29 protein-coding genes are annotated in these 24244 nt (G+C 44.7%); 7 read left to right on the top strand and 22 right to left on the bottom strand.

The genetic code is table 11. The features are described from left to right. From B4F66_RS10915 to B4F66_RS10810, 22 genes are all read right to left on the bottom strand, one after another. On the bottom strand, positions 1–555 hold the full coding sequence (locus tag B4F66_RS10915; protein ID WP_292354021.1) for a sigma-70 family RNA polymerase sigma factor: 555 nt from the start codon (positions 553–555) through the stop codon (positions 1–3). 186 nt (positions 556–741) lie between these two features. Continuing rightward, positions 742–1008, bottom strand: a complete 267-nt coding sequence (locus tag B4F66_RS10910; protein ID WP_292354023.1) for a hypothetical protein — start codon at positions 1006–1008, stop codon at positions 742–744. Between the two features lie 59 nt (positions 1009–1067). Beyond that, positions 1068–1541, bottom strand: a complete 474-nt coding sequence (locus B4F66_RS10905; RefSeq protein ID WP_292354025.1) for a YaiI/YqxD family protein — start codon at positions 1539–1541, stop codon at positions 1068–1070. Between the two features lies 1 nt (position 1542). Beyond that, on the bottom strand, positions 1543–1860 hold the full coding sequence (locus tag B4F66_RS10900; protein WP_292354027.1) for a Na+/H+ antiporter subunit G: 318 nt from the start codon (positions 1858–1860) through the stop codon (positions 1543–1545). 8 nt (positions 1861–1868) lie between these two features. Further along, entirely contained in the window at positions 1869–2138 is a 270-nt protein-coding gene (locus tag B4F66_RS10895) for a K+/H+ antiporter subunit F (protein ID WP_292354030.1), read from the bottom strand. Continuing rightward, complete coding sequence (locus B4F66_RS10890) at positions 2132–2629, bottom strand: Na+/H+ antiporter subunit E (protein ID WP_292354032.1); 498 nt, start codon at positions 2627–2629, stop codon at positions 2132–2134. Before B4F66_RS10890 ends, B4F66_RS10895 begins: the two co-directional genes overlap by 7 nt. After that, positions 2626–4155 carry a monovalent cation/H+ antiporter subunit D gene (locus B4F66_RS10885; RefSeq protein ID WP_292354034.1) on the bottom strand — a complete coding sequence of 510 codons (1530 nt, stop codon included), beginning with the start codon at positions 4153–4155 and terminating at the stop codon, positions 2626–2628. Before B4F66_RS10885 ends, B4F66_RS10890 begins: the two co-directional genes overlap by 4 nt. After that, positions 4152–4544 (bottom strand): Na+/H+ antiporter subunit C, encoded by a 393-nt coding sequence (locus B4F66_RS10880; RefSeq protein WP_292354036.1) that lies wholly within the window; start codon positions 4542–4544, stop codon positions 4152–4154. Before B4F66_RS10880 ends, B4F66_RS10885 begins: the two co-directional genes overlap by 4 nt. Next, complete coding sequence (locus B4F66_RS10875; RefSeq protein ID WP_292354038.1) at positions 4544–7363, bottom strand: monovalent cation/H+ antiporter subunit A; 2820 nt, start codon at positions 7361–7363, stop codon at positions 4544–4546. Before B4F66_RS10875 ends, B4F66_RS10880 begins: the two co-directional genes overlap by 1 nt. 142 nt (positions 7364–7505) lie before the next feature. Beyond that, positions 7506–7997: a c-type cytochrome gene (locus B4F66_RS10870; RefSeq protein ID WP_292354040.1), complete on the bottom strand. Its 492-nt coding sequence runs from the start codon at positions 7995–7997 to the stop codon at positions 7506–7508. A gap of 58 nt (positions 7998–8055) precedes the next feature. Next, entirely contained in the window at positions 8056–9060 is a 1005-nt protein-coding gene (locus tag B4F66_RS10865) for a zinc-binding alcohol dehydrogenase family protein (RefSeq protein WP_292354042.1), read from the bottom strand. Positions 9061–9062: 2 nt separating this feature from the next. Continuing rightward, a complete protein-coding gene (locus B4F66_RS10860; RefSeq protein WP_292354044.1) occupies positions 9063–9497 on the bottom strand; it encodes a DUF1841 family protein in 435 nt (144 codons plus the stop codon). After that, positions 9497–10147, bottom strand: a complete 651-nt coding sequence (gene nth / locus B4F66_RS10855) for an endonuclease III (protein WP_292354045.1) — start codon at positions 10145–10147, stop codon at positions 9497–9499. The genes B4F66_RS10860 and nth overlap by 1 nt, the downstream gene beginning before the upstream one ends. A gap of 2 nt (positions 10148–10149) precedes the next feature. Then, positions 10150–10839 (bottom strand): electron transport complex subunit E, encoded by a 690-nt coding sequence (gene rsxE / locus B4F66_RS10850; RefSeq protein ID WP_292354047.1) that lies wholly within the window; start codon positions 10837–10839, stop codon positions 10150–10152. Beyond that, a complete protein-coding gene (rsxG, locus tag B4F66_RS10845; RefSeq protein WP_292354049.1) occupies positions 10836–11474 on the bottom strand; it encodes an electron transport complex subunit RsxG in 639 nt (212 codons plus the stop codon). Before rsxG ends, rsxE begins: the two co-directional genes overlap by 4 nt. After that, entirely contained in the window at positions 11471–12502 is a 1032-nt protein-coding gene (rsxD, locus tag B4F66_RS10840) for an electron transport complex subunit RsxD (RefSeq protein WP_292354051.1), read from the bottom strand. Before rsxD ends, rsxG begins: the two co-directional genes overlap by 4 nt. Next, positions 12502–14031 carry an electron transport complex subunit RsxC gene (gene rsxC, locus B4F66_RS10835; RefSeq protein WP_292354053.1) on the bottom strand — a complete coding sequence of 510 codons (1530 nt, stop codon included), beginning with the start codon at positions 14029–14031 and terminating at the stop codon, positions 12502–12504. The genes rsxD and rsxC overlap by 1 nt, the downstream gene beginning before the upstream one ends. After that, positions 14028–14588, bottom strand: coding sequence for an electron transport complex subunit RsxB (gene rsxB, locus B4F66_RS10830; RefSeq protein ID WP_292354055.1), 561 nt, complete (start codon positions 14586–14588; stop codon positions 14028–14030). Before rsxB ends, rsxC begins: the two co-directional genes overlap by 4 nt. Positions 14589–14591: 3 nt before the next feature. Then, entirely contained in the window at positions 14592–15173 is a 582-nt protein-coding gene (gene rsxA / locus B4F66_RS10825; protein WP_226072788.1) for an electron transport complex subunit RsxA, read from the bottom strand. Positions 15174–15450: 277 nt separating this feature from the next. Next, positions 15451–16518: a 3-deoxy-7-phosphoheptulonate synthase gene (locus tag B4F66_RS10820; RefSeq protein ID WP_292354059.1), complete on the bottom strand. Its 1068-nt coding sequence runs from the start codon at positions 16516–16518 to the stop codon at positions 15451–15453. A 108-nt stretch (positions 16519–16626) separates the two neighbouring features. After that, positions 16627–18099, bottom strand: coding sequence for a sodium:proton antiporter NhaD (gene nhaD, locus B4F66_RS10815; protein WP_292354061.1), 1473 nt, complete (start codon positions 18097–18099; stop codon positions 16627–16629). Positions 18100–18166: 67 nt separating this feature from the next. After that, the gene (locus tag B4F66_RS10810; RefSeq protein WP_292354064.1) at positions 18167–18637 is read right to left on the bottom strand and encodes a low molecular weight protein-tyrosine-phosphatase; all 471 of its coding nucleotides are present in this window, start codon (positions 18635–18637) and stop codon (positions 18167–18169) included. 172 nt (positions 18638–18809) lie between these two features. On the opposite strand from B4F66_RS10810, the gene B4F66_RS10805 reads away from it, so the two are divergent. The 7 genes from B4F66_RS10805 to B4F66_RS10775 all read left to right on the top strand — a co-directional run bounded on the left by B4F66_RS10805 (position 18810) and on the right by B4F66_RS10775 (position 24224). Beyond that, positions 18810–19898: a tyrosine-type recombinase/integrase gene (locus B4F66_RS10805; protein ID WP_292354066.1), complete on the top strand. Its 1089-nt coding sequence runs from the start codon at positions 18810–18812 to the stop codon at positions 19896–19898. Continuing rightward, positions 19886–20683, top strand: coding sequence for a DUF6387 family protein (locus tag B4F66_RS10800; protein WP_292354067.1), 798 nt, complete (start codon positions 19886–19888; stop codon positions 20681–20683). The genes B4F66_RS10805 and B4F66_RS10800 overlap by 13 nt, the downstream gene beginning before the upstream one ends. A gap of 145 nt (positions 20684–20828) precedes the next feature. Next, positions 20829–21032: a helix-turn-helix domain-containing protein gene (locus tag B4F66_RS10795; protein ID WP_292354070.1), complete on the top strand. Its 204-nt coding sequence runs from the start codon at positions 20829–20831 to the stop codon at positions 21030–21032. Continuing rightward, complete coding sequence (locus B4F66_RS10790; protein ID WP_292354072.1) at positions 21032–21787, top strand: Rha family transcriptional regulator; 756 nt, start codon at positions 21032–21034, stop codon at positions 21785–21787. The genes B4F66_RS10795 and B4F66_RS10790 overlap by 1 nt, the downstream gene beginning before the upstream one ends. Positions 21788–21803: 16 nt before the next feature. Further along, on the top strand, positions 21804–22580 hold the full coding sequence (locus tag B4F66_RS10785; protein WP_292354074.1) for a YagK/YfjJ domain-containing protein: 777 nt from the start codon (positions 21804–21806) through the stop codon (positions 22578–22580). A gap of 452 nt (positions 22581–23032) precedes the next feature. Further along, positions 23033–23380, top strand: coding sequence for a hypothetical protein (locus tag B4F66_RS10780; RefSeq protein WP_292354076.1), 348 nt, complete (start codon positions 23033–23035; stop codon positions 23378–23380). Positions 23381–23546: 166 nt separating this feature from the next. Beyond that, positions 23547–24224 carry a nuclease-related domain-containing protein gene (locus B4F66_RS10775; RefSeq protein ID WP_292354078.1) on the top strand — a complete coding sequence of 226 codons (678 nt, stop codon included), beginning with the start codon at positions 23547–23549 and terminating at the stop codon, positions 24222–24224. Positions 24225–24244: the final 20 nt, after the last annotated feature.

The following is a 24244-nucleotide window of genomic DNA, read 5'->3' as shown; positions in this document are numbered from 1 at the left end:
TTATGATTGTGGTTCAGAAATGAGTTCGCGAGTTGTTTGCGAGGCTTGTAGTTTCAGGCAGGCCAACATGGCCTTAGCCACATATTTACGCACCATGCGATCCGATACACCCAGTTGAACGGCTGTTTCGGCATCTGTCATCTGGCACACTACAGCTAAAAGAAATGCTTTGGCGGCTTTGGCTGGAAGCTCACTCAACATCAGATTAATTTCTTCCAGGGCTTCCAGCACGGCCACCTGCCTTTCTGCTGAGGGCGCGGTTTCTTCCGGATAGCTGGAAAGTGTATCGTGCCAGGCTTTTTCAATTTCCTTTCGACGCCAGAGGTCGATACAGAGGTTTTTGGCGGTAGCTCGTAAATAACTGCGCGCCTGATCGCTGCTGGAAAAGTGGCGCGATGAGGGCAAACCAAGGAGACGGAGAAACGTATCCTGAGTCAGATCAGCGGCTTCAGTGCTATTGCCCAATCGCTGGGATAACCAGCCTTTCAGCCAGTTATGATGTTCGCTATACAGCACCTGTACATGATGGTGGATGACAGATTGGGCACTGCTCACGAAAAGCTCCTGAATGCTATTTGGTAATGAGAATCAATATCATTCTATTGATTAAAATAAAACATCGCAAGTGAGCTGTAAGTCAGGAAGCACAATGAATGGTATTGCTACTCAGGATGCTGAGTAAATGATTGATGTAAGGCCAGTGAAAAAGTGTGGAGTGGAGAAAAAATGTTCGATCAGTACTTACTTATCATGATCGTTGCGTGTCACTAAAAATTCCAGACCGGCACCTACATCTTCTTCGCCACAGGCAGCCATATCATCAGGGCTGGCGGCCTGCGCATCTTCATGATTCAGTATCAAATCACGTTCGTTTCTCGGTTTATCTTTTTTAGTTTTTGCTTTGTCACTGACTTCAACTGAGCTTTTTGGCGAAATGGTGCTGTCGTCCACAGCATTTTCCGGGCCGTTAGGACTTTTCGCCTGAGTAGATTTAGATTTATTGCTCATGTTGTTTACCTCTAGTGACATCAAAAGTAAGACTATTTGATAGCAGGGAGAATTCCGACTTAACGCTTTGCCTTTTGTAACCACTTATCCAGTTGATTACCAAACGCTTGTCGATCACGTTGATTAAAAGCCGCTGGGCCGCCCATCTGTTCGCCGCTGCTACGCATGGTTTCCATAAAATTACGCATGGTCAGTCGGGCGCTGATAGTGTCTGTAGTATACAGTTCACCTCTTGGGTTTAAAGCCAATGCGCCTTTTTCAATCGCTTCGGCGGCAAGCGGGATATCGGCGGTGATGACTAAATCACCTTTCATCAGACGTTCGACAATTTCATTGTCCGCGACATCAAAACCGGATTGCACCTGCTGGAATTTGAGAAAAGGTGAGGGCGGTAATCTTAAGCTATGATTGGCAATAAAAGTGGTTTGGGTTTCTGTTCGGGTAGCAGCACGATAGAGGATTTCTTTTATTACCACCGGGCAGGCATCGGCATCAACCCAGATTTGGGGCTTACGTGGTTCAACTTCGGTCAATTTATTTTTCCAACTGGCGGGTACGTTCCACCTGTTTAACTTTGATATGAATGGCAGCTTTTGCCATCAGATGTGCGCTTACCGGTGCAGTAATAAAGAGAAAAAGCGTCACCAGGATTTCATGCAAGCTGACACCATCTGTTTTAAAACTGAAATGAATTGCCGAGGCAATCAGAATAGCTCCCACGCCAAGTGTGCTGGCCTTGGTCGGGCCATGCAAGCGCATATAAAAATCGGATAGTTTGTACAGGCCGATTGAACCCACCAGCGTGAAAAACGCACCTATTAAAATCAAGATAGCTAAGACCCATTCAAGCATAATTGCCTCTATTCCATGATATCGCCGCGCAGCAGATATTTGCTTAGCGCGAGCGTACCCATAAAACCCATTACGGCGATTAATAAAGCCGCTTCAAAATACAGAGCACTTTGCAGGTTTATACCCAGCAGAATCAGCAATGCAATGGAGTTGATGTATAAGGTATCCAAAGCCAGGATTCGGTCTGGTGTATTCGGACCAATAATCAGCCGGATAAAGCTTAGCAAAATCGCTAAACCGACCATGATGAATGCGAGTGATAAGGCCAGATTTAGCATGTGACAAATATCTCCAGCAATGGCTTCTCGAATTTTCGATGAATATCAGTTTTGATCGCTTCAACGTCATCAATATGTAGCGCATGAATCAATAAATAGCGGCGATCTTTTGAGAGATCACAACTGACAGTTCCTGGTGTTAAAGAAATGGTATTGGCTAACAGCCCGATGCCGACAGAACTGGTTAATTTCAGTTCATAATGCAGGAAGCCCGGTTTTAAATTCTTTTGAGGCCCCAGGATCAATTTGGCTACGACGGCGTTGGCTACCAGAATTTCATACAATACTCTAAGCACATAGAGCAATAACATCCATGGGTGCCGAATACTGATTTTTTCAGGCCAGTAACTGGAGGTCAGCCACGGAATTAAAATTGCCAACACTGCGCCCAGCACGATATGACCAGGGCTGATGGTGTTATTCAATAATAACCAGATACCCCACAAAATCAGCGTGAGGAATGGATGGGGAAATAGTCGCTGAAGAATCATTTGCTGTTATCTCCTCCATATGGAACTGTACTTAATACAGCATCAATATATGCCTGACCGTTGAATAACTGTCCAGCAATCTGAGTGGTCATATCAGTTAAAGGTTTAGCAAACATTACCATTAATGGACTGACCAGCATCAGCAGGAAAACAGCCACGAAAGCCGACTTATTTAAAGGACTGGTTTTTTGACCTTCTTCCTTTTGCACACTGTAAAACAATAATGAACCCGAACGGACTACCGCTATGATCATCACTAAACCGGCAGTTAATATCACGCTCAAAATGGCTGCAAACCAAGGATGGTTAAGAGCAGAATGTAAAATCATCACCTTACCGAAAAAACCCGATAACGGTGGCATACCGGTTAAGGCGATACCTAACAGCATAAACACTGAACCGACGATTATTGGCCGATCAATCGGAATGGCTTTGGTAAACGAATCGGAATAAATGCCACGGCCTTTCATAATCACATCGGCTATCAGGAACATTGCTGCACCAAGCATGGTGGAATGGATTAAGTAATACAAAGCGGCAGCAAGGGCGGCTTCATTATTGATACCGATGGCAACCATTAAGGTAGCGACTGACGCTAGTATCAAATAGGCGACCTGACGACGTAATGCACGTGCGGCCAGCACACCCAAAGCGGCCAGAGCCAATGTTATTAAACCGAGTAGCAATACCCATTCAATATGCACAAACGCTAAATCACCGGCTTCTTCGCCGAAGATCGTGCCATGGACCCGGATAATGGCGTAAAGACCAACCTTGGTCATAATCGCAAATAATGCTGCGACTGGAGCAGAGGTATAGGCATAAGCGCCGGGTAACCACAGATATAGCGGAAACATGGCAGCTTTAATACCAAAGACCACCAGTAACAAGACGGCCGCGGTGGCAACGATGCCTTGATCCGCCTCTGATACGTTTCGCACGGCGATGGCCATATCAGCAATATTCAAAGTCCCCAGAATGCCGTAAAGCGTGCCAACAGCGAACAGGAATAAAGTTGAACCTACCAGATTGATCACCACGTAATGCAGACCTGCACGGGTTCTTAAACGCCCCCCGCCATGGAGTAATAAGCCATAAGAGGCGATCAGTAGCACTTCAAAAAATACAAACAGGTTAAATACGTCGCCCGTCATAAATGCACCGTTCAGGCCGAACAGTTGCAACTGGAATAACACATGAAAATGCTGACCCTGTTTATCGGTATCGTTACGAATCGCATACCATAACGCGCCCAACGCCAGAAGGGAGGTCAGCAACAACATCAGTGCCGATAGGCGATCCAGCACAATGACAATGCCAAAAGGCGCTTGCCAGTTGCCAAGCAGCACGACTTGATAAATCTCGCTGTTGGCCAGTTGGAAGCTGACAAGGCTCACACCCACCAACAGAGTAGTTAAAATCAGACTTAAAATACGTTGTGTATCAATGCCTATGGGACGAGCCATCAGCATCAGGATGCCGCCAATTAACGGCAATAAAACCGGCAAAATAGTAAACGGACTCATGATTGGCTCCGTTCAGTTTCTGTCTTTGTAGTGTTATGTTTAGTGGCTTTCAGTTCATCATCTGAGCGATGCAAGCCATCAACATGATCATTACCCAGCTCGCTACGGGCTTTTAGGGCCAGTACGATGAGGAAAGCCGTCATACCAAATGCAATTACGATAGCTGTTAATACCAAAGCTTGAGGCAGGGGATCGGTGTAAGCTGCAGCGGCAGGATCAATAACGGCCGGGATGCCGATTTGCAAACGCCCCATGCTAAATAGAAAGACGTTTACTGCATAGGCAAGCAGAGTCAATCCCAGTACTACCGGAAAGGTTCTTGCTCTAAGTGTGAGATACACTCCGCAACCTGTCATCACGGAAATGACACTGGCAATTAGCCACTCCATTACTTGATATCCTCAACATTGATGAAATGTGCAGCATGACTCAGTTTGCCAAGCTCAACCAGAATCATAACGGTGGCGCCAACCACCACCAGAAATACCCCTAAGTCAAAGGCTATGGCACTGGCCACTTCAAATTTACCCACTACGGGCCAGTTCAGATAGGTAAACGCAGATGTCAGGAATGGATAGCTCAGTAACATGGAAACGACACCTGTACCGGTAGCGATCAATAGACCCAGCCACATTACCCGATGCATATCGGTCCGCAACCGCTCATTGGTCCAGTCGATACCGTTAGCAAGATATTGTGAAATCAATGCAACCGAAGCAATCAGGCCGGCGATAAATCCTCCGCCAGGCAGGTTGTGACCACGAAGGAATATATACACTGCAACCATCAGCATTAATGGGAACAGCAGCCGGGTCAGAGTCTGCATAATCGGTGGGTGTGGGTCATGACTCCATTCCAGTCCTTCAACATCTTTTGCTGGTGCAGCAAGCTTGAGTCCTTCCAGCATGGCAAAGACCCCGAGACCGGCCAATGCCAGCACGACTATTTCACCTAAGGTATCAAAACCACGGAAATCAACCAGAATCACATTGACCACATTGGTACCACCACCACCCGGTTTGGCATTCTCTATAAAGAAATTGGCAATGGAGGTATATTCACGACTCAATACAGCCATGGTCAACAGGAATACCGCAACAGCGGCAGAAATGGAAATAATCCCATCACGGCTTAAACGGATATAGCTACGTTCCTGAGGGGTGTGCTGTGGCAAAAAGAATAACGCTAACAGCAGCAACACGATGGTCACCACCTCAACAGAAAGTTGGGTCAGAGCCAAATCCGGGGCTGAGAATTTCACAAATCCTAACGCTACCACCAGACCGACCACGCCGATACTAATCAGAGAAGTCAGGCGCTGATGATGCAAAACGACTGTTAACAGGCTGGCCACAATCAACGTCAATGCCATCAGAATGGTGATGACATCGGCTTCCATTAAAGTTCTGTCACCGAATAATGGTGAGTTAAACTGGAAGAACGTCAGGATGCTGAGCACCAATGCACCGCCAATCACCCAGCTCACGGAAGGTTGTAAGGTAGTTTGATCAAAATAATCGGTTACTTTTTTGGCAAACCGGATGGTTTTCCACTGCAGCCAGTCAAACACGGCTTTACCTTCAATCCCGTGTAAACATCTGTCATGCCAGGCAAACAGACGATGTCGTACGGTATAAACCGCCACCCCTAACACCAGGGCAATAAAGCTCATCATCAATGGCAAGTTAAAGCCATGCCAGATGGCCAGACTGAATTCCGGAGCCGGGGCCTGCAGACTAGCGGCAACCGCTACAGACAGAATCGGCCCAATCAATAACATGGGGGCTACCCCAACAATGAGACATAACACCACCAGAATATCGACGGGTATTTTCATAAAACGCGGTGGTTCATGAGGTGTTTTAGGCAAATCAATTGGTTCACCATTAAAGAACACATCGTGGATAAAGCGCAGTGAATAAGCGACCGAGAAGATAGCGGCCAGGGTGACTAATGCCGGAATGGTCCAAGCTGCCAGTGTGGTATCTGACGCGCTGATCGCCTGTTCAAAAAACATCTCTTTACTTAAAAAACCATTTAATAATGGGACACCGGCCATGGCGGCGGCGGCGATCATGGCCAGCATTGCCGTATGCGGCATCATTTTGAACAGACCGTTCAGTTTACGCATATCACGGCTACCGGATTCGTGGTCGATAATACCGGCGACCATAAACAGTGAGCCTTTAAAGGTTGCATGATTAATGATATGAAAAATCGCTGCCACCAGTGCCATTTGGCTGCCAAAGCCAAATAACAGGGTAATAAGTCCCAGATGACTTAAGGTTGAATAGGCCAAAAGGCCTTTCAGGTCATGCTTGAATAAAGCGACATAGGCACCGATCAACAAGGTCAGCATACCGGCCGTACCGACCAGCCAGCTCCATTCCGGGGTACCCGATAAAGCCGGGAAAAAACGCGCCAGTAAAAAGATACCGGCTTTCACCATAGTGGCAGAATGCAGATAAGCTGAGACCGGGGTAGGGGCAGCCATCGCATGCGGCAGCCAGAAATGGAATGGAAACTGCGCTGATTTGGTGAATACCCCCAGCAAAATCAGTAGCAATGTCGGCAGATATAAATCATGACCTCTGATTAAATCGCCCGACGCCAGCACTTGAGTCAGTTCATAACTGCCAACAATATGGCCCAGTAATAACACGCCACCCAATAAGGCCAAACCACCTGCGCCGGTGATCGCTAAGGCCATTCTCGCACCTTGACGGGCATCCTGACGATGCTGCCAATAACTGATCAGCAGGAATGACGTTATTGAGGTGAGTTCCCAGAATACGACCAGTTGCAACAGGTTTTCAGATAATACGATGCCCAGCATAGAGCCCATAAACATCAGCATATAGGCGTAAAACCGCCCCATAGAATCTTTGGCTGACAGGTAGTAGCGAGCATAAAAAATAACAAGCAGACCGATCAGCAGAATCAGCAAGGCAAATAACAGCGCTAAGCCATCAAGCCTGAAGGCAATGTTAAAACCAATAGCTGGTAGCCATGACCATTGTTGAATGAGGGTTTCGCCAGCAAATACAGCTTGCATGGACGGGAATAGAATCGCCAAGGTTAACAATGTTGTCAGTCCAGCTACCCAGGCAGAAGCCAATCGATTGTATCGGGTAGACCATGCAGCAAGTGGAGCGGCTGCAAATGGGAGGAGTGCGGCTAAGGGAAGATTAAAACTGAGTAAGCTCATGGCGGCTAATGTGATCCCTGTCGATGCTAGACGATAATCGTTTCAGCATGTGGCTTAGAATGATTAAATTTTACTCGCTGAGTTTTCAGTTATCCGTGAGCACCGAATATGTTCGGTGCTCACGGACTAATATTTTTATCGGTTATTCAGCCGATGAGGTCATGTAGTCGACGGCAGCCTTAACTTCATCATCACTCAGTTTTGGATTGCCACCACGTGCCGGCATCATATTAAAACCGTTGATAGCATGAGTATAGAGAGTATCCATGCCTTTTTCGATACGGGGAGCCCAATCATTTGCATTACCAATTTTGGGCGAATTCATCATACCGGTTGAATGGCAGACCGCACAAACCTGAGTCACAACTTGTTTACCGACGCTAGCATCGGCAGCATCATCTGCAGCCTCAGTTTCCTCAGCTGTGGGAGCCTCTGCAACCTGTTCTTCACCAATGTTTACTTTGGCTACTGGTTTTAATCGCTCTGCAATTGCTTCAGCATCCATGGGCTCAGGTTCGACTACATTGTCGGCAATAGACAGCATATTCGACAAAATTAAATTAGCGATTAAAAACAATACCCCGACAACAATTAAACTGCCGATCAGGTACTTTGGTGTATTAGAAGATTGCATGGTTTACCTCTGACTCCATAATAGTGGCATTAATTATACGGGCATATGTTCAGCCGCGCTATGTATCAGATAGCGCTCCAAGCGTGATTTTTCCGATTGTTTGACCCAGGCTTAATAAATGATGAGCCTGATCAAGTGTTTGTGGCGTTAACTGATCAAAATGCTGCTGCGAAACAGGTTGTAACTGGTTTAAATCAGCCATCTCTGCAATACGTTGCAGAATATAGCCCTGTTGCTGAATATCAGCTGTTTTCATATTAGGACGGGTAAACATAAACTCCCATACCAGACCGGCGCTTTTGTTTTTTAACAGGTTCAAATCCACTGGTTGCTGGAAGCTGACCACGAGGGCGATTAACCCTTGAGGTGCAATCAGTTCAACCATTTGCGGGTAGTAATAATCACTGTCATTCAGACACAGAATATAATCTGCAGCTGGCAAATTTGCTGCCTGATAATTATCTTTCAACTCACCTTTGTGACTAATCACCACATCCGCACCTAATTTTTTACACCATTTTTGTGTTTCTGGCCGTGATGCCGTGGCAACCACCTTGAGGCTGGTGAGTTGTTTTGCCAGCTGAATCGCCATCGATCCGACACCACCGGCAGCGCCAATAATTAATAAGGTTTTATCGCTATCTTTTTCTGCATCAATTTTCAGTCGATCAAACAGCGACTCCCAAGCTGTCAAAGCTGTGAGTGGTAACGCAGCTGCCTGATGGGGCTGCAATGATTTTGGCGCTTTGGCAATAATCCGTGAATCCACCAGTTGATGAGTTGCGTAACAGCCATCACGGCCAATATCACCGGCATAGAAGACTTTATCCCCCACCTGAAAGTTCTGACATTGTTCGCCAACGTCAGTGATGATTCCAGCAGCATCCCAACCGATGGTTTTGCCATTGGAGGCATCCTGAATAGTTGATTTCACTTTCAGATCCACCGGATTAACCGCGACAGCTTCTACTGAGACCACAACATCGTAACCCGTGGCTTTGGGCATTTCTTTTTGAACACGTTGGGCGGGGCCGGTTGCATGGTGAAATTGTAATGCTTGCATAACTATTTCTCCGTTAAACGTTGAAGTGCATTGAGATAAGCGGTTTCGGATGGCGGTTGTTGGTTTTGCTGGGCCAACCACAACTGTTCTGCCAGACAGTCAACCATCATATGCTGTGCTTTATGCTCATCAGCCGTTTGGGCGATTAGCCGCTGATAGGCCTGTACGATTCCGGCTGGACGATCAGTGGAAAGCTGTTCAAGCACCGCAATATGCAGGCCCATATGCAGATAGGGGTTGGTCTGCCCATTTTCCACAAAATACTCCTGACCGGGTTGAATCGGGGAGGAGAGCAGGTTGTGATATTCCGGATGTAACACAATCACATCGGCAATCATTTGTTCGAGCGCGGTAAGTATTTGTCCGGATTGCATTTTTTGCCATACATCATGGTATTGCTGGCGTAACGCATCACGATCCTGACTGAAAATGGCCATCAGGCTGTTTTCCGCTGGCGTTGAGTACGCCGGTATTCATCACATAAATCGGTAACGATGCATTGATCACAATGCGGTTTTCTGGCGGTACAAACATAGCGGCCATGCAGGATCAGCCAGTGATGGGCATCAAGTTTGAATTCGTCCGGGATCACCTTCATCAATCGATCTTCAACTTCACGGACATTTTTGCCTTTCGCCAGACCGGTTCGGTTCGACAGTCGAAAGATATGCGTATCCACGGCCATGACCGGATGTTTAAAAACGGTGTTGAGAATAACATTGGCGGTTTTACGGCCGACGCCGGGTAGTGCTTCCAGCGCTTCGCGATCATCTGGTACTTCACCACCATGTTTGTCGATTAACTGCTGGCAGGTTTTGATGACGTTTTCCGCTTTGCTGTTAAACAGTCCGATGGTTTTGATATAGCTTTTCAAACCATCCAGACCCAAGTCCAGAATGGCCTGGGGTGTGTTGGCCACCGGGTAGAGTTTATCGGTAGCTTTATTGACGCCGACATCGGTTGCCTGCGCGGACAGGATCACGGCGATCAATAATTCAAACGGCGTCTTGTAGTTCAGCTCGGTAGTGGGCGATGGGTTGTGATCGCGCAGTCTGCTGAAAAATTGTTGCCGCTGCGTTTGATTCATCGTTAGCCTGTGGTGGTTTGCGGAGTCAGTACTTCAGCTTTCACTTTCTCGGTCCGATTCGCCACACGGGCATCAATTGCATTTTTCAATGCCACGATAAGTCCCAGACCAATAAAGGCGCCAGGTGGCAAAATCGCAATAAGAAATCCACGATAATCATCGATGACGGTAATGGTTAAACCACGTGCAGCCTCACCAAACATTAAATGTGCCTGACTGAATAAGGTGCCCTGGCCAAGCAGTTCTCGCATACCACCCAGCAGTACCAGCACGGCGGTAAAACCGATACCCATCATCAAACCGTCAAGTAATGACGGGGTAACAGGATTACGTGCAGCAAAGGCTTCTGCCCGGGCAATAATCGAACAATTGGTGACAATTAACGGAATGAAAATACCCAGGATCAGGTAAAGCTCATGGAACCAGGCGTTCATTGATAATTCAATGGCCGTTACAATTGACGCAATGATTAAGACAAACACCGGTAATCGTGCTTCATCGGGAATCTGGTGGCGCAGCATGGAAATAATACCGTTAGAAGCCACTAATGTCAGGATGGTGGCAAGTCCCAGCCCCAGGCCATTGATGACGGTGTTGGTCACTGCAAGCAATGGACATAAACCCAATAATTGCACTAAAGCCGGATTATTTTTCCACAGACCTTCTTTAATAATCTGATTGTAGATTGTCATGTGTTTTCCTCTGCCGGGATAAACAACTTACCCTTATTTGCTTCAAAAAATTCCAGTGTACGCTTAATGGCATTGACTACGGCACGTGCAGTAATCGTCGCACCGGTAAATTGATCAAACTCACCGCCATCTTTTTTAACTTTCCAACGTGATTCATCCGGTGATTCCAGTGATAGTCCGGCAAATTGCAGGATCCAGTCATCACGTTGCACATCAATTTTATCGCCGAGACCAGGTGTTTCCTTATGGCTGATAACCCGAACTCCCGCCAGCGTGCCATCCGTGTATATGGCAATCAGAATTTTGATACTGCCACTGTAACCATCAGGAGCCACAGCGGTTAATACTGCTGCCACGGGATGACCGTTTTTTCTGGCTCGGTAAACAACGGTTGGCTCCTCGGTACCTAATTGCGGCGTCGGCGGTAACACGAGAGTGTCACTCAGGATATTATTGTCATATTCTTGTTTAGGCACCAGCACATTTATCGCTTCGAGTAGGGCCTGACGTTCATTTTCTCTGATCTGTTCGCGAGTACTTTCTTCAGTAAAAGCAACCAGAGTGGTGGCCACAATAGCAAACACACCCAGCATCAGCCCAACTCGAAATGCCGGTTGATTCCATAATGCTTTCATCGTGTTGCTCCACCATATACACGTGGTTGAGTGTAATAGTCGATTAACGGTACCAGCATATTCATCAAAATAACGGCAAAGGCAACGCCATCCGGATAGCCGCCCCAGATACGAATCACATAGGTCAGAATGCCAACGCCGGCACCAAATACAATACGACCTTTCAAGGTGGTAGAACCCGAGACCGGATCGGTCGCAATAAAGAATGCCCCCAGCATGGTGCCACCACTGAGTAAATGAAATAATGGTGACCCTGACACAGTGGGGTCAATTAACGTGGTAATACTGCTGATGATCAGCAAAGCCAGAATCATGGCGACAGGAACATGCCAGCTAATGACTTTGCGGTAAATTAACCAGATACCACCCAAAGCGAACCAGATATTAATCCATTCCCAGCCCAGCCCACCGACCATGCCGAACAATTCCTGACTACTGATAAATTCAGGATGTCGATCCAATACAATCTGCGTTTTCATTGCATCAAGTGGGGTTGCACCTGAATAAGCATCAATGCCCAAACCATTAAACTGACCGGTAAAAATTAATTGCAGGGCACTTAACCATCCCATTGGTTGCTCAGCAATCGACTGCACGGGTAACCAGGTGGTCATTTCCAGCGGAAAAGAAATCAAAAGCAAAACATAACCAACCATCGCCGGATTAAACGGGTTATAACCCAGACCACCATAAAGGTGTTTAGCGAAGATAATGGCAAAGGTCACACCAATTACCGTCATCCACCATGGCGAAAGTGGCGGGATAGCTAATGCCAGTAAAATAGCAGTTACCGCAGCGCTGCCGTCACTCAGGAAAGGCTTTAATGGCCGATGACGAAGTTTAAGCATCACCGCTTCGCTGATCAGGGCAACCACCACAGCAAGGGTGACATTAATCAGCACACCGGGACCGAAATAATATGTCATAGCGATTACTGCTGGTACCAGTGCGACAAGCACTTGCAGCATTTGTAAGGTGACGCGGTTAGCTCCAGCTAAAAACGGTGGGCTCAGCCGAAAAATGGGCATCAGGCTTTTTCCTCAGTAACCGAATCTGCTGATTCTGCGTTTGTGGTGGATTCTTCTTCTTTGGCTTTGGCTGCTTTGGAAGCCGCCAACGCAGCTTTACGCTGCCGCTGCCGCTCTTCTTTTTCCTGCTTTTCGCGTTCCAGTCTGGCCAAACGGCTTTCATGACGCTCACGAGCCAGATCAGCTTTTTGCTGTTCACGTTGCTGATTCATGATTTCGGTTTTGGAAAACCGGAAGTAGGAGACCAGCGGAATTTTGCTTGGACAAACATAATCACAGCAACCGCATTCAATACAATCAAATAAATTGTAATTACGGGTTTGTTCAAAATCTTTGGCGCGTGAATACCAGTAAAGCTGTTGTGGTAACAAACTGGCAGGGCAGACGTCTGCACAATCACCACAACGAATACACGGTAACGGCTGAGCAGGTGGGGCAACATCATCCACCCCGACCAGAATACAGTTGGCGGTTTTGGTGATAGGTAAATCATCACCAGCCAAGCTGTAACCCATCATCGGCCCACCCTGAATAAAGGGCTCATCGGGTTGACGTTTGGTTTCACAAAAATCCAGTAAATCTTTGATCGGTGTGCCAAACAATGTTTCAAAATTACCGGCGTGAGGGACATCAGTACCGGTAACCGTCACGACTCTTGAAATCAGCGGTTCACCATGCAGAATCGCACGACCCACAGCATAGGCAGTCCCCGGGTTATGACAGACGATCCCAATATCAATCGGTAATTTATTGGTAGGAACCTGTTTGCCGGTGACCACCTGAATCAACTGCTTTTCACCACCGGTTGGATAACGGGTCGGCACAATAACAATTTCGGTTTGCGATAAATGTGGTCTGCCGGTCAGGGCATAGCGTATTGCCGCAATCGCCTCAGGTTTATTATCTTCAATCGCCAGAATGCAGCGGGAAGCTCGCAGCGCAAATAACATGATCTCGACACCATCAAGAATGCCATCGGCACGTTCACGCATCAGCATGTCATCACAGGTGATGTAGGGTTCGCACTCAGCACCATTTATCAATAAGGTTTCGACAGTATGGTGTACACCCGGATTGAGTTTTATAAAGCTGGGGAAACCTGCTCCACCTAAACCGACAATGCCTGCATCACGAATAATTTGCCGTAACTCATGTGCGGAGTGTTGACGGAAATCGGCTATTTGCTCGCGTTCAATCCACCGATCTTCACCATCGGTTTCGATGGTAATACAAGGTGCTGAAAGCCCGGAAGGATGCGGAATAGCATGTTCTCCAATGGCGCTGACCACACCAGAGGTGGGAGCATGCAGACACACTGAAACATGTCCTTCCGCTCTGGCGATACGCTGGCCTTTTAATACGTTATCGCCAACTTCGACAATGGGCACGGCCGCTGCACCGATATGCTGTTGCAGGGGCAATACCAATTGTTTGCTCAATGGTGTTTTGCGAATCGGTTGCTGCGTAGAACGTTTTTTATGTCCTGGCAGTTTCAGTCCACCGGGGAAATTGCTTAACGGTGCACTCATGAGCCGGTCCTCCGTTGCAAATCAACATGGGAAGGATCCGGCCAGCGCCAGGTATGTGGATTTGGTTGGGTTTCGACCATATCAATACAATCTACCGGACAAGGTTCAACACATAATTCACAGCCGGTGCATTCATCAGCGATAACGGTATGCATATGTTTGGCTGCACCCAGAATGGCATCTACCGGGCAGGCCTGGATACACAGCGTACAACCAATGCAACGATCTTCATCTATTACGGCCAGTGTCTTGGGTTTTTCCACACCACATTCTTCATCCAGTGGTTTGGGTTCTACATCCAGCAGATCGGCCAGCGCCTGAATAGTGGTTTCACCGCCCGGGGGACAACGATTGATATCAACTTCACCGGCAGCAATCGCTTCAGCATACGGGCGACACCCGGCAAAACTGCATTGTCCGCATTGTGTCTGTGGCAGGATTTTATCGATTTGATCAACAATTGGATCACCCTCGACTTTGAAGCGGATTGAAGCAAATCCGAGTACAAGTCCAAGGACCAACGCGAGCAGCGTGATGGCAATGATGGCTGTCAGCATACGTTAGACCTTCACCAATCCGGCAAAGCCCATAAAGGCCATCGACATCAGTCCGGCTGTGATCAGCCCGATTGCGGCACCCTGAAAAGGAACAGGCACATCAGCGGCGGCCAAACGTTCACGCATTGCTGCGAAAATGATTAAGACCATTGAAAAGCCGACAGCAGCTCCGAAGCCATACAAAGCAGACTCAAGGAAGCCATGTTTTTCCTGAACATTAAGCAGTGCAACACCTAATACGGCACAGTTAGTGGTAATCAACGGGAGAAAAATACCCAGTACCTGATATAACAGAGGGCTGGTTTTATGCACCACCATTTCAGTGAACTGTACGACAACTGCAATGACAAAAATAAAGCTGATGGTGCGCAGGAATTCAAGGCCCAGCGGAGACAAAAGATATTCATTAATCAGATAGCTGCTGATAGAAGATAAGGTCAACACAAAGGTGGTTGCCAGTGCCATGCCCATCGCTGTTTCCAGCTTACGGGAAACACCCATGAACGGACACAGGCCGAGGAATTTCACCAGCACAATGTTGTTCACCAGAATGGTGCTTATCAAAATTAGGGCATAGTCAGCCATTTAATAACCTACTGATTTTCTCAGGAATTCACTTGGATTCACGCTTAATCCTGATTCAAATATAAATTACGAACCGAATAGTATAGCTTAATAACGCTTTTTATGTAGCGTTGCGATAGAGGTTAAGGCTTGATGTTGAAGGACTTAGGACCGTTGCAACGAGTTTGCAATCTGACTATGAAACGCAGCAAAGATTCCATTGTTTGATCTTTCATCTCCGCCTTGTCGGTCACAAAAATAGCCGCCAGCAGTGGTGGATATGAAAGATCAACAAGCCCTAGGCAGCAGCGGAATTCTTGCGACGCTGTCTGACTGCAGCTGCTAATTCACGTAACAGTGGCTCACTGTTCTCCCAAGCCATACAGGCATCCGTAATACTTTGGCCGTAAACCAGTTCTTTATCCGCTTCGACATTCTGTCTACCTGCCACCAGATTGCTTTCCAGCATCAAACCAATAATACGATTATCTCCAGAGGCAATTTGTTCGGCCAGCAATCGACCAACAACTTCCTGCTGCAGGTGATCCTTACCACTATTGGCATGACTGCAATCAACCATCATGCGAACCGGCTGACCGCTACGGCCAATGACTTCGGCTGCCTCATCAATACTGGTTTGATCATAATTAGGTTTTTTCCCGCCGCGGAGAATGACATGGCAGTCGGGGTTTCCCGTGGTAGAGAATATAGCGGAATGTCCGTCTTTGGTCAGAGACATAAAGTGATGGGGTTTTGATGCTGACAGACAGGCATCTACTGCGATTTGCAATCCCCCGTCAGTAGCATTTTTAAATCCGACCGGGCAGGATAAACCCGATGCAAGTTCTCGATGAGCCTGACTTTCAGTAGTGCGTGCGCCGATAGCACCCCATGAAACCAAATCTGCAATGTATTGTGGACTGATCAGATCCAGATATTCGGTTGCCGCCGGCACTCCCATTTCTGCCAAATCCAGTAATAGTTTTCGCGCGATGTGCAGACCATCATTGATTTGGAAACTGCCATCAAGGTAGGGATCGTTAATCAGACCCTTCCAACCGACAACGGAACGTGGCTTTTCAAAATAAACGCGCATGATGATATGCAGATCATCAGCCAGTTCATGAATCAACGGCTGTAAACGGCTGGCATAGTCACGTGCCGCATTGGGATCGTGAATAGAGCAGGGACCAATAATAACAATCAGACGATCATCACGGTGATGCAGAATGTTCTGACAGGCTGTGCGTGCGTTAAACACAGTTTCAGATGCCGCATCCGAGATCGGTAATTGTTCATGCAATTGCGCTGGCGGTAATACTTCCTGTATTCCAACGATGCGTAAGTCATCTGTGTTGTAACGCATTTTCAACCTGATTTGTGTTCAAAAAAATAATCGGCAATTGTAATACTTCGGGGCCTTTTTCGCTATTTCAAGTTGTTACGGTCGCTTGATTTTTCTCAATAGCGGACCTTATGGCAATACCACCGTAAATAAATCTGCATTCAACCAAAGATGAACCCAGATGCTGGCGATGTAGCCCAGTGCGATTGCCCAAATCCATTTCAGGTGAGACATAAAAGTATAAATACCGCGGGCTTGACCCATCACAGCAACCCCTGCTGCAGAACCAATGGATAGCAATGAACCACCGACACCAGCGGTTAACGTTGCCAATAACCACTGACCTTGACTCATCTCCGGCATCATCGATAACACAGCAAACATCACTGGAATATTGTCGACAACTGCGGAAATCAGACCCACCATAATGTTGGCGGTGGTGGCGCCTAGCTGACCATATAAAAACTCAGAGCCCACGCTCAGGTAGCCGATTGTTCCCAAACCTCCGACGCATAAAATAATGCCATAGAAAAACATCAGCGTGTCCCATTCGGCGCGTTGCAATTGTTCGAAAATATTAAAAGGTGCTTTTTGCTGTGTTTCATCCTGAATATTAAATGCAGCTTGCCCGTCAATCTCTTTCTTATTTAAAAGACGTTTATCATTCATTTTAAGGACATAACCATGCAACTTGAGAAACCCGAGTCCTGTCATCATGCCCAGTACGGGGGGCAGGTGAAGAAAGTGATGACTGCTGGCGGCCATGGCAATGGTGAGAATAAATAATCCAACCACGATCATCGCACCAGATTTAAGCGGTGCATATTCATGTACAGCGATAGCGGCAACATTTTTAATCGCCAGAGACAATAAGGCTGCCGGGATTAACCAATTGACTAATGATGGGACAAATAAAGCAAAGAATTCATGGAAAGCCAAAACACCTTTCTGCCACACCATCAGGGTGGTAATGTCACCAAAAGGACTGAAGGCACCACCGGCATTGGCTGCCACAACGATATTGATACAAGCGACCGCAATAAATTTGTGATTATTGCCAGCAACCGCCATCACCACCGTTGCCATCAATAGAGCCGTGGTTAAGTTATCAGCGACTGGCGAGATGAAAAACGCCATTAAACCCGTCAACCAGAAAATAGTTCTTAATGAAAATCCCTTATTCACCAGCCAGGCACGAATAGCATCAAATACACCACGTTCGCCCATGGTGTTGATATAGGTCATTGCTGCCAGCAGGAATAAAAATAACTCAGCATATTCAAGCAGATTATGCCGAATCATAATGCCAGCTGTTTCATGAAAAACCGGATCAGTCTGCTGTGAATAAATCAGGGCAATCAATCCCCAAATCAGACCGGCCGCCACAATGACCGGTTTGGATTTACGCATATGGATATGCTCTTCAGCGATTACCAACGCATAAGCAATGAAAAATATCGCTAAGGCGGCAAATCCGACCCAGTGTCCGGTTAAATCAAGTAATGCGACATTTTCTACTGCCCATGTTGAGGGGGAGAAAAGCATGGCCAATAAAAATAATGACCAACCGGTAAAAGACTTGAAAAGGCCTGAGACGGGCATAATGACTTCCTGAAAATGGGGGAGCAAAAGCGCTAAATGATACCCCTCATCACTGGAATGACAACTGTTATTTTAGAACTGTGCGATAGAAACCTTCTGCCGCATCTGTGACCAAATCAAATACATGGTTGAACCCATTCTGACCACCATAATACGGGTCGGGAACATCGGTCTCATCACGTCCTTCAGCGAAATCGAGGAACAGCTTGACCTTATGCTGGTGTTCGCTCGGACAGGCTTGCTGAAGAATCTCCAGATTGTCCTTATCCATTGCCAGAATATAATCAAAATGCTCAAAGTCCTCATAGCGAAACTTGCGGGCTCTGATAAAAGACAAATCAATACCACGCTGTTTGGCCGTTTGTTGGGCCCGGGCATCAGGTGGTTCGCCCACATGGTAGGCATGGGTACCGGCCGAGTCGATTAGAAATTTGTCACTGGTACCTTTAGCTTTCAGCAAACTGACAAAAACGCCTTCGGCGGTGGGAGAACGACAGATATTGCCCATGCACACGAAAAGTACTTTTATCTGTTTCATATAGTCCCTAGACGATTGATTTATAAAGAACTGGTAATTAACAAGTCCTATATGATTTTATTTAGTCCCAACCTGATTGGTACACAGGTTGGTACACAAGGTATAGTTAGATATTATCAATGGGCATAGATTAACGATGCCCAAGCAAACAGAGTTTACCAAGGAAACCTTTATGCCTGAACGTAGTATACCAGTGAGTTATAACGACCATTTTATAAGAAATATAAAATGGGAAGGTAAAGATAAACGACTGCTTATTGGGGATTGTTTAATACTTCAAGTTCGAAGGTCTTCCAAAACATGGTTAGTTCGGCGTCGAATAGATGGAAAAGCTAGCATCACCACAATAGGTAAATATCCTGCAATTAGCCTTAAAAAAGCTCGTGTAGAAGCCACAAAAATAACAATGGCTGTAAATGTCTCAGTATTTACAGTTGCTCAGTTAGTTGAAAAGTATATGAATGAGGTCGCGAATAAGAAACATAAGCGACCTGAGCTCGTCCAGGGATATATGGATAGGGCTGTTATACCTAAGATTGGCGCCCAAAAAGTTCGTGATGTTACACGAGTACAGTTAGTAGGAATGATTCAGGACTACTCTAGTCGCGGAGCAAGAACGGCTGACCAGCTCAGGAGCAATCTAAAAAAAATATTCTCCTTTGCAGTCGAGTTAGGTCATCGGGACGATAATCCAATGTTGGAAGTCAGTAGTCGAGTTACTGGCTATGAACCTAATCCTAGAGAACGAATTTTATCCGATCAGGAAATTGTTGATATGTGGAGCTGGAAGAATAGCTCACATAGTTGGCAACGGACAGAGGATAACGTTCGAATGCTTCGCTTTCTTCTTTTAACTGGTCTGAGAATAAGTGAAGCAAGAAATGGGTATAAAGATGGAGATAAATGGATAGTAAACAAAGAAATATCTAAGAATGGCAAATCTCACTGGGTTTATCTAACAGAAACTGCAAAACAGCAACTACCATTACCCAAGACTACTGCGACAAATATACAAGCATGGTTAAGGAGGCGATTAGGTTTTGAGAACAATAATCGATATACCCCTCATGATTTGAGACGTACTTGTGCTACCAAAATGGCTGACAATGGAATTGAACCGTTTATAGTTGAACGTGTTCTTAATCACAAATTAGAGGGTGTAATGGCAGTCTATAATCGCGCTGAATATGAACGAGAAAGGATCAATGCTAGTCTTCTTATAGAAAAAGTGATTTTGGAATTAGTGAAATGCAAAGGTTAGATATTGAGTGGTTCTCACTAGCAAAATATGAGTCATTGAGAAATATGTCACTCTTAGAGATTTATGGTCAATTGTATATAAGAAAAGAATTGTATCAGATGATTTTTCACAGTCGTACTGGCAATAAATCTGCCAAAGAAAGTGTGATGGAGCAGAATTTTACAGGTTGGATTGATCAAATAAGGAACAAATCCATTATTGATACTTGTATTCAAGGCTCAGAAAATAGTAAGCAAGTGAATGAAGAAGATTTAGCTTTAGATACAGTAACAGATCTTACTGCTCTAGATGTTCAAGGTTTAATCTCGGCTGCAAGAGTTACTATTGATGACGATGATGAAGAGCTATCCCTCGAAGAATTAGATGTTTGTTTAGATGAATTGACTCATCAAAATCATCCAAATGAAGAGCTGGGCTATCGCCATTTAAAAATTGATATTTTTGCTTCAGATGAATTAATTTTGAGACATTTTAGAAATTGGCTCTCGGAAATAAGAACAAAATATCCTAAATATACAATCGAAAAGTCGTTTTCCGAACAAGATAAAGCAAAATGGGTTCATGATCGTCTCATTCCATATATTGACCTGAGGCTAATAACTGCTTATGACAATATAAAACTTACAGATTATGAAATTGGAAATTTAGTTTTATACGACTATACAGTATCCAGTCCTGAAGCACGTGTGAGGAGAACCCTCAAGAAAAAAGCTGAGTATCTTATGAAAGATGAAACTATCAATACATTAGCTTTGCAATTGGGTATTCCACCATCAGTAGGTTAGACAAGCAATATATGAAAATTAATGCCGTCATAAATTCTAGTGAAATTTATGCCGGCAATGAATATCTAAAATTATATGGCTTTAGTTTATATTTTTGATCCATAGAATGCATAACACTTCTTAAAACTAAATAAGAGTGTTATCAATGAAAAAACAAACTTCTCAACTTGAAAAAATCTCTCATTCAATCAATGGCGCTATAGAATTTACCGACTTCAGTCGCTCATATATTTTTGATGCAATTCGTAAAAATCAGATTAAAACCTTTAAGCGAGGTAATCGTCGTTTCATCTTACATGAAGATTTAGTTGAGTTTATTCACTCACTAGCTGAAGAAGGTGGAGTGTGATGAAAATCGAGAAGCTTTATTTAAAGATAGAATTATTAAAATATAGAATTGCATCAATTGACCTGAATCATGAAAATGTCTCAATCATCAGGCTAATTACTGGCCAATATTTCAACATACCAGCATCACAAAGTAGTCTCAGAATTTCAACATTGAACATAATAGGACTATGTAAATTTGCAACCTCTTATTATCTCTACCAGCAAGGTAAACATCAGATATATTTCAATTTGAATCATGATCAATTATTAATTGTGGTGATGGCGTTTACGTATGATAAAGCAAACCATTTTAAAGCAGACTTTATCCAACTATTCAATCAACGGGAAAATGAGCTATTACATTGGCGTGAAAAAGCACTATTAACCTCAGATAGCACCAAGCAGGCGAAGGATCAAGTTCATCGGTTACAAGGGTCTCTGAGGATGGTTATACCCACATTTAAACGCAGCACCTTGCAATTTATTCACCTACAACAGGCCATTACTCTAGCGGCAACGGGTTCAACTAAAACTAAACGCCACTCCATGATCAGCAGCAAGCTTATTCTTGTTGAAGTGCTTGAAGCGTTATTACAGACAGAAATTAAAAGATTGATGGATCAAGGTATAGCGCCTGAACAAGGGGGTGATTATGTTTTAGCAGTTATAAAAAAAGAAGACCTGACCAGCAGCGTCGAAACTTTAAGAAAGGGCTTTTTAAACAACACAATAGATCATAATCGTACTCGTGGTATAAGGCAAATCTTCACCTGAAAACTAGGGTGAAAATATGTCTAAAATTATTCCAAAATTTGTACACGGTTTTGACACAGCGGTTTTGACACAGAAAAGTGAAGCTAACCCCACTACGGGCGAGGCTTCACGTTTTTCCGAAACGCCCCATAAAGGCGGGTTATTTCTAATATCTATAGATGATGATGAAATCACCCAAGAAAAGGGTAAGGGAAAACAGCGAGCGGCTCGTCTCAAGACGCGTAATCGTAAGACGGTTATGTATGAGGATATTTTTGAATATCGAGGAAAAATCTACCGTGTTAATTCGTCTAAGTCTGGTCTCTATGTTGAAATTCTAGAACCAATGATTGGCCAGTTTGAAATAGCGGCTCAAAAATGGGGGCGAGTATTTGTACTTAGATTTGATTTACACCAACATTTTTACAGTGGGGATAACAGACGCATTACCGCCTTTAGGAAAAGGTTATTTAATAGGCTAAAGCGTATTTATGGCTTTAAAGATATTGGTTTTTGCTGGGTACGCGAAAAAGAGCGAGCCAAGTCACAGCATTATCACTTTGTTCTATTCTTGGAAGGAAGGTTAATCAAGCACTCAAGCCGTATTAACGAGCTAATAACTGAAGCTTGGGAAGAGCCGACAGGCTCTTACCATGTACCAATCATTAAACGACCCTTCTACTTTGGGACAGGCGAAGAAATTGCCGATGATGCTATTCACAGAGCTTCTTATTTAGCCAAAGCCAGAGGAAAGGGCTATAGAGACACACAGGCAAAAGATTTTCAATGTTCACGTATGAAGCCAAATAACTAATAAGTCTTTCGATAAAGAATCGCTTTGACCACCTTAAATCATTTTTTTGGATTAAAGCTCTCAATCCAGCGTCTGCTGCGGCAAGGTAATTTTCAAGCTCAAAGCTAGCTATATCGTCAACCGTTGTTTTACTCCGTTATACCAAAACGATAATAGGACTGATCCCAGACCTAGTTTATTAACATGAGGGTAAGGTATGTATAGGCGTTTTTTTAATGCTATAACTATGGTTATTTCGTGCTTGGATAGTATTTACAATGCTTCCAAGAAATTCCCGGAAACTCCCGGAAATTTTGGGAATGAGAGTTCCACGCGTCATCTACGCGTGAGCAAACTTGCTGTAGAGCCAAAGTTCAATAATGCCAATTTGTTTAGGTGCACTGCTAACGTGAAATTAATATGCTGAGATAAAAATAAGTTTTTAGCTTAGTATCCTCATGGAGATAAATTCAATGAATGCCAGTAAGAAACCTCGATCCTATTCAGTACAAGAGCAAATTAAAACCTTGGATCGGATATTTTTAGAGGAAGTTGAGAATGCAAATAGACTGGATGTTGATGAGCCTAAATTGAAATGGGAGGCAACTGTTTTTTCAAATGATGGTGAAATTAGTGTTAAATCTTCAACAGATGTTTCTAGCGATACAAAAGCATTAACAAATCCTCCAGAGGAGTATTTACCACTGCCTCATTATATTTGTCATCGACATAAAACTATGGTGACACTATCAGATAAGCCAGCTCGAAAGACTCTAAGACTAAAAAATATTTTCCGTCACATAAGCACTCTGTTCCGTTAGTCGTTTTCATTTCCAAATAGTGCCATTAAAAGTAAGCTCTGTGCTTGAGAAAAGTTATTTGATTTGAGAACTAGTAAGAGTTGCCTTAATAAACAACCTGCTATATTGAATTAGATTACAAATGATTAAATAGAATCATCTTCTTCAATTATGTGAGTCATGGACAATGAAGTCACCATTAAAAGATATTCCGCTTCGTAACCCCGGCGAAACGCTTGATCGACAAATAAATGACTTGATTATCGATAAAGGTTTGACCTATACCATATATATGGTTTTCATCGGGACGCTCACTTTCATGGAGTGGTTAAAGTGGTGGCAAGATATACCTCCGGCGCCTTTTATTTACAGCCTGATTTTGGCTATTACTTGTTTATATTACGTACCCAAAGTAATTGCGGTACGTAAGCAACTTAAAAGGCTTAGGCAAGGGCGTGATGGTGAAAAAGCAGTTGGTCAATACTTAGATAGCATTAAAGAACTCGATGCTAGAGTATTCCATGACGTGCCCGCCGAAAATTTTAATTTGGATCACGTTGTTATATCTTCAACTGGTATCTATGTAATAGAAACAAAAACTTACAGTAAACCGCCAAGCGGTAGACCAACCATCATCTTTGATGGCATTACCGTGCAAATCAATCACAAACCTAAATCTGACAAACCTGTCATTCAGGCGAAAGCCGCTGCTAACTGGTTAAAATTACTCCTTCATGATAGTACGGGAAAGAATTATGAGATTAAACCCGTCGTTGTATTTCCTGGTTGGTTTGTTGAACCAACCAGTGAGGCAAAGAATAGTGATGTCTGGGTATTGAACCCCAGGGCACTGCCTACGTTCTGAATCGCCACTAATTTACTAGA

Source organism: Methylophaga sp. UBA3603 (assembly GCF_002375335.1).
Taxonomy (GTDB): Bacteria; Pseudomonadota; Gammaproteobacteria; order Nitrosococcales; family Methylophagaceae; genus Methylophaga.
This window is presented reverse-complemented; position numbering and strand designations above follow the sequence as displayed.

Excerpts from the sequence above, each read along its gene's own strand:
- rsxG (WP_292354049.1), bottom strand. The coding sequence starts at position 11,474 with ATGAAAGCATTATGGAATCAACCGGCATTTCGAGTTGGGCTGATGCTG.
- rsxA (WP_226072788.1), bottom strand. The coding sequence starts at position 15,173 with ATGGCTGACTATGCCCTAATTTTGATAAGCACCATTCTGGTGAACAAC.
- B4F66_RS10875 (WP_292354038.1), bottom strand. The coding sequence starts at position 7,363 with ATGAGCTTACTCAGTTTTAATCTTCCCTTAGCCGCACTCCTCCCATTT.
- B4F66_RS10805 (WP_292354066.1), top strand. The coding sequence starts at position 18,810 with ATGCCTGAACGTAGTATACCAGTGAGTTATAACGACCATTTTATAAGA.
- rsxB (WP_292354055.1), bottom strand. The coding sequence starts at position 14,588 with ATGCTGACAGCCATCATTGCCATCACGCTGCTCGCGTTGGTCCTTGGA.
- rsxC (WP_292354053.1), bottom strand. The coding sequence starts at position 14,031 with ATGAGTGCACCGTTAAGCAATTTCCCCGGTGGACTGAAACTGCCAGGA.
- B4F66_RS10775 (WP_292354078.1), top strand. The coding sequence starts at position 23,547 with ATGAAGTCACCATTAAAAGATATTCCGCTTCGTAACCCCGGCGAAACG.
- B4F66_RS10890 (WP_292354032.1), bottom strand. The coding sequence starts at position 2,629 with ATGATTCTTCAGCGACTATTTCCCCATCCATTCCTCACGCTGATTTTG.
- B4F66_RS10910 (WP_292354023.1), bottom strand. The coding sequence starts at position 1,008 with ATGAGCAATAAATCTAAATCTACTCAGGCGAAAAGTCCTAACGGCCCG.
- B4F66_RS10870 (WP_292354040.1), bottom strand. The coding sequence starts at position 7,997 with ATGCAATCTTCTAATACACCAAAGTACCTGATCGGCAGTTTAATTGTT.
- B4F66_RS10900 (WP_292354027.1), bottom strand. The coding sequence starts at position 1,860 with ATGCTTGAATGGGTCTTAGCTATCTTGATTTTAATAGGTGCGTTTTTC.
- B4F66_RS10800 (WP_292354067.1), top strand. The coding sequence starts at position 19,886 with ATGCAAAGGTTAGATATTGAGTGGTTCTCACTAGCAAAATATGAGTCA.
- rsxE (WP_292354047.1), bottom strand. The coding sequence starts at position 10,839 with ATGACAATCTACAATCAGATTATTAAAGAAGGTCTGTGGAAAAATAAT.
- B4F66_RS10895 (WP_292354030.1), bottom strand. The coding sequence starts at position 2,138 with ATGCTAAATCTGGCCTTATCACTCGCATTCATCATGGTCGGTTTAGCG.
- nth (WP_292354045.1), bottom strand. The coding sequence starts at position 10,147 with ATGAATCAAACGCAGCGGCAACAATTTTTCAGCAGACTGCGCGATCAC.
- B4F66_RS10860 (WP_292354044.1), bottom strand. The coding sequence starts at position 9,497 with ATGGCCATTTTCAGTCAGGATCGTGATGCGTTACGCCAGCAATACCAT.
- nhaD (WP_292354061.1), bottom strand. The coding sequence starts at position 18,099 with ATGCCCGTCTCAGGCCTTTTCAAGTCTTTTACCGGTTGGTCATTATTT.
- rsxD (WP_292354051.1), bottom strand. The coding sequence starts at position 12,502 with ATGCCCATTTTTCGGCTGAGCCCACCGTTTTTAGCTGGAGCTAACCGC.
- B4F66_RS10790 (WP_292354072.1), top strand. The coding sequence starts at position 21,032 with ATGAAAATCGAGAAGCTTTATTTAAAGATAGAATTATTAAAATATAGA.
- B4F66_RS10785 (WP_292354074.1), top strand. The coding sequence starts at position 21,804 with ATGTCTAAAATTATTCCAAAATTTGTACACGGTTTTGACACAGCGGTT.
- B4F66_RS10865 (WP_292354042.1), bottom strand. The coding sequence starts at position 9,060 with ATGCAAGCATTACAATTTCACCATGCAACCGGCCCCGCCCAACGTGTT.
- B4F66_RS10810 (WP_292354064.1), bottom strand. The coding sequence starts at position 18,637 with ATGAAACAGATAAAAGTACTTTTCGTGTGCATGGGCAATATCTGTCGT.
- B4F66_RS10885 (WP_292354034.1), bottom strand. The coding sequence starts at position 4,155 with ATGAGTCCGTTTACTATTTTGCCGGTTTTATTGCCGTTAATTGGCGGC.
- B4F66_RS10780 (WP_292354076.1), top strand. The coding sequence starts at position 23,033 with ATGAATGCCAGTAAGAAACCTCGATCCTATTCAGTACAAGAGCAAATT.
- B4F66_RS10820 (WP_292354059.1), bottom strand. The coding sequence starts at position 16,518 with ATGCGTTACAACACAGATGACTTACGCATCGTTGGAATACAGGAAGTA.
- B4F66_RS10795 (WP_292354070.1), top strand. The coding sequence starts at position 20,829 with ATGAAAAAACAAACTTCTCAACTTGAAAAAATCTCTCATTCAATCAAT.
- B4F66_RS10880 (WP_292354036.1), bottom strand. The coding sequence starts at position 4,544 with ATGGAGTGGCTAATTGCCAGTGTCATTTCCGTGATGACAGGTTGCGGA.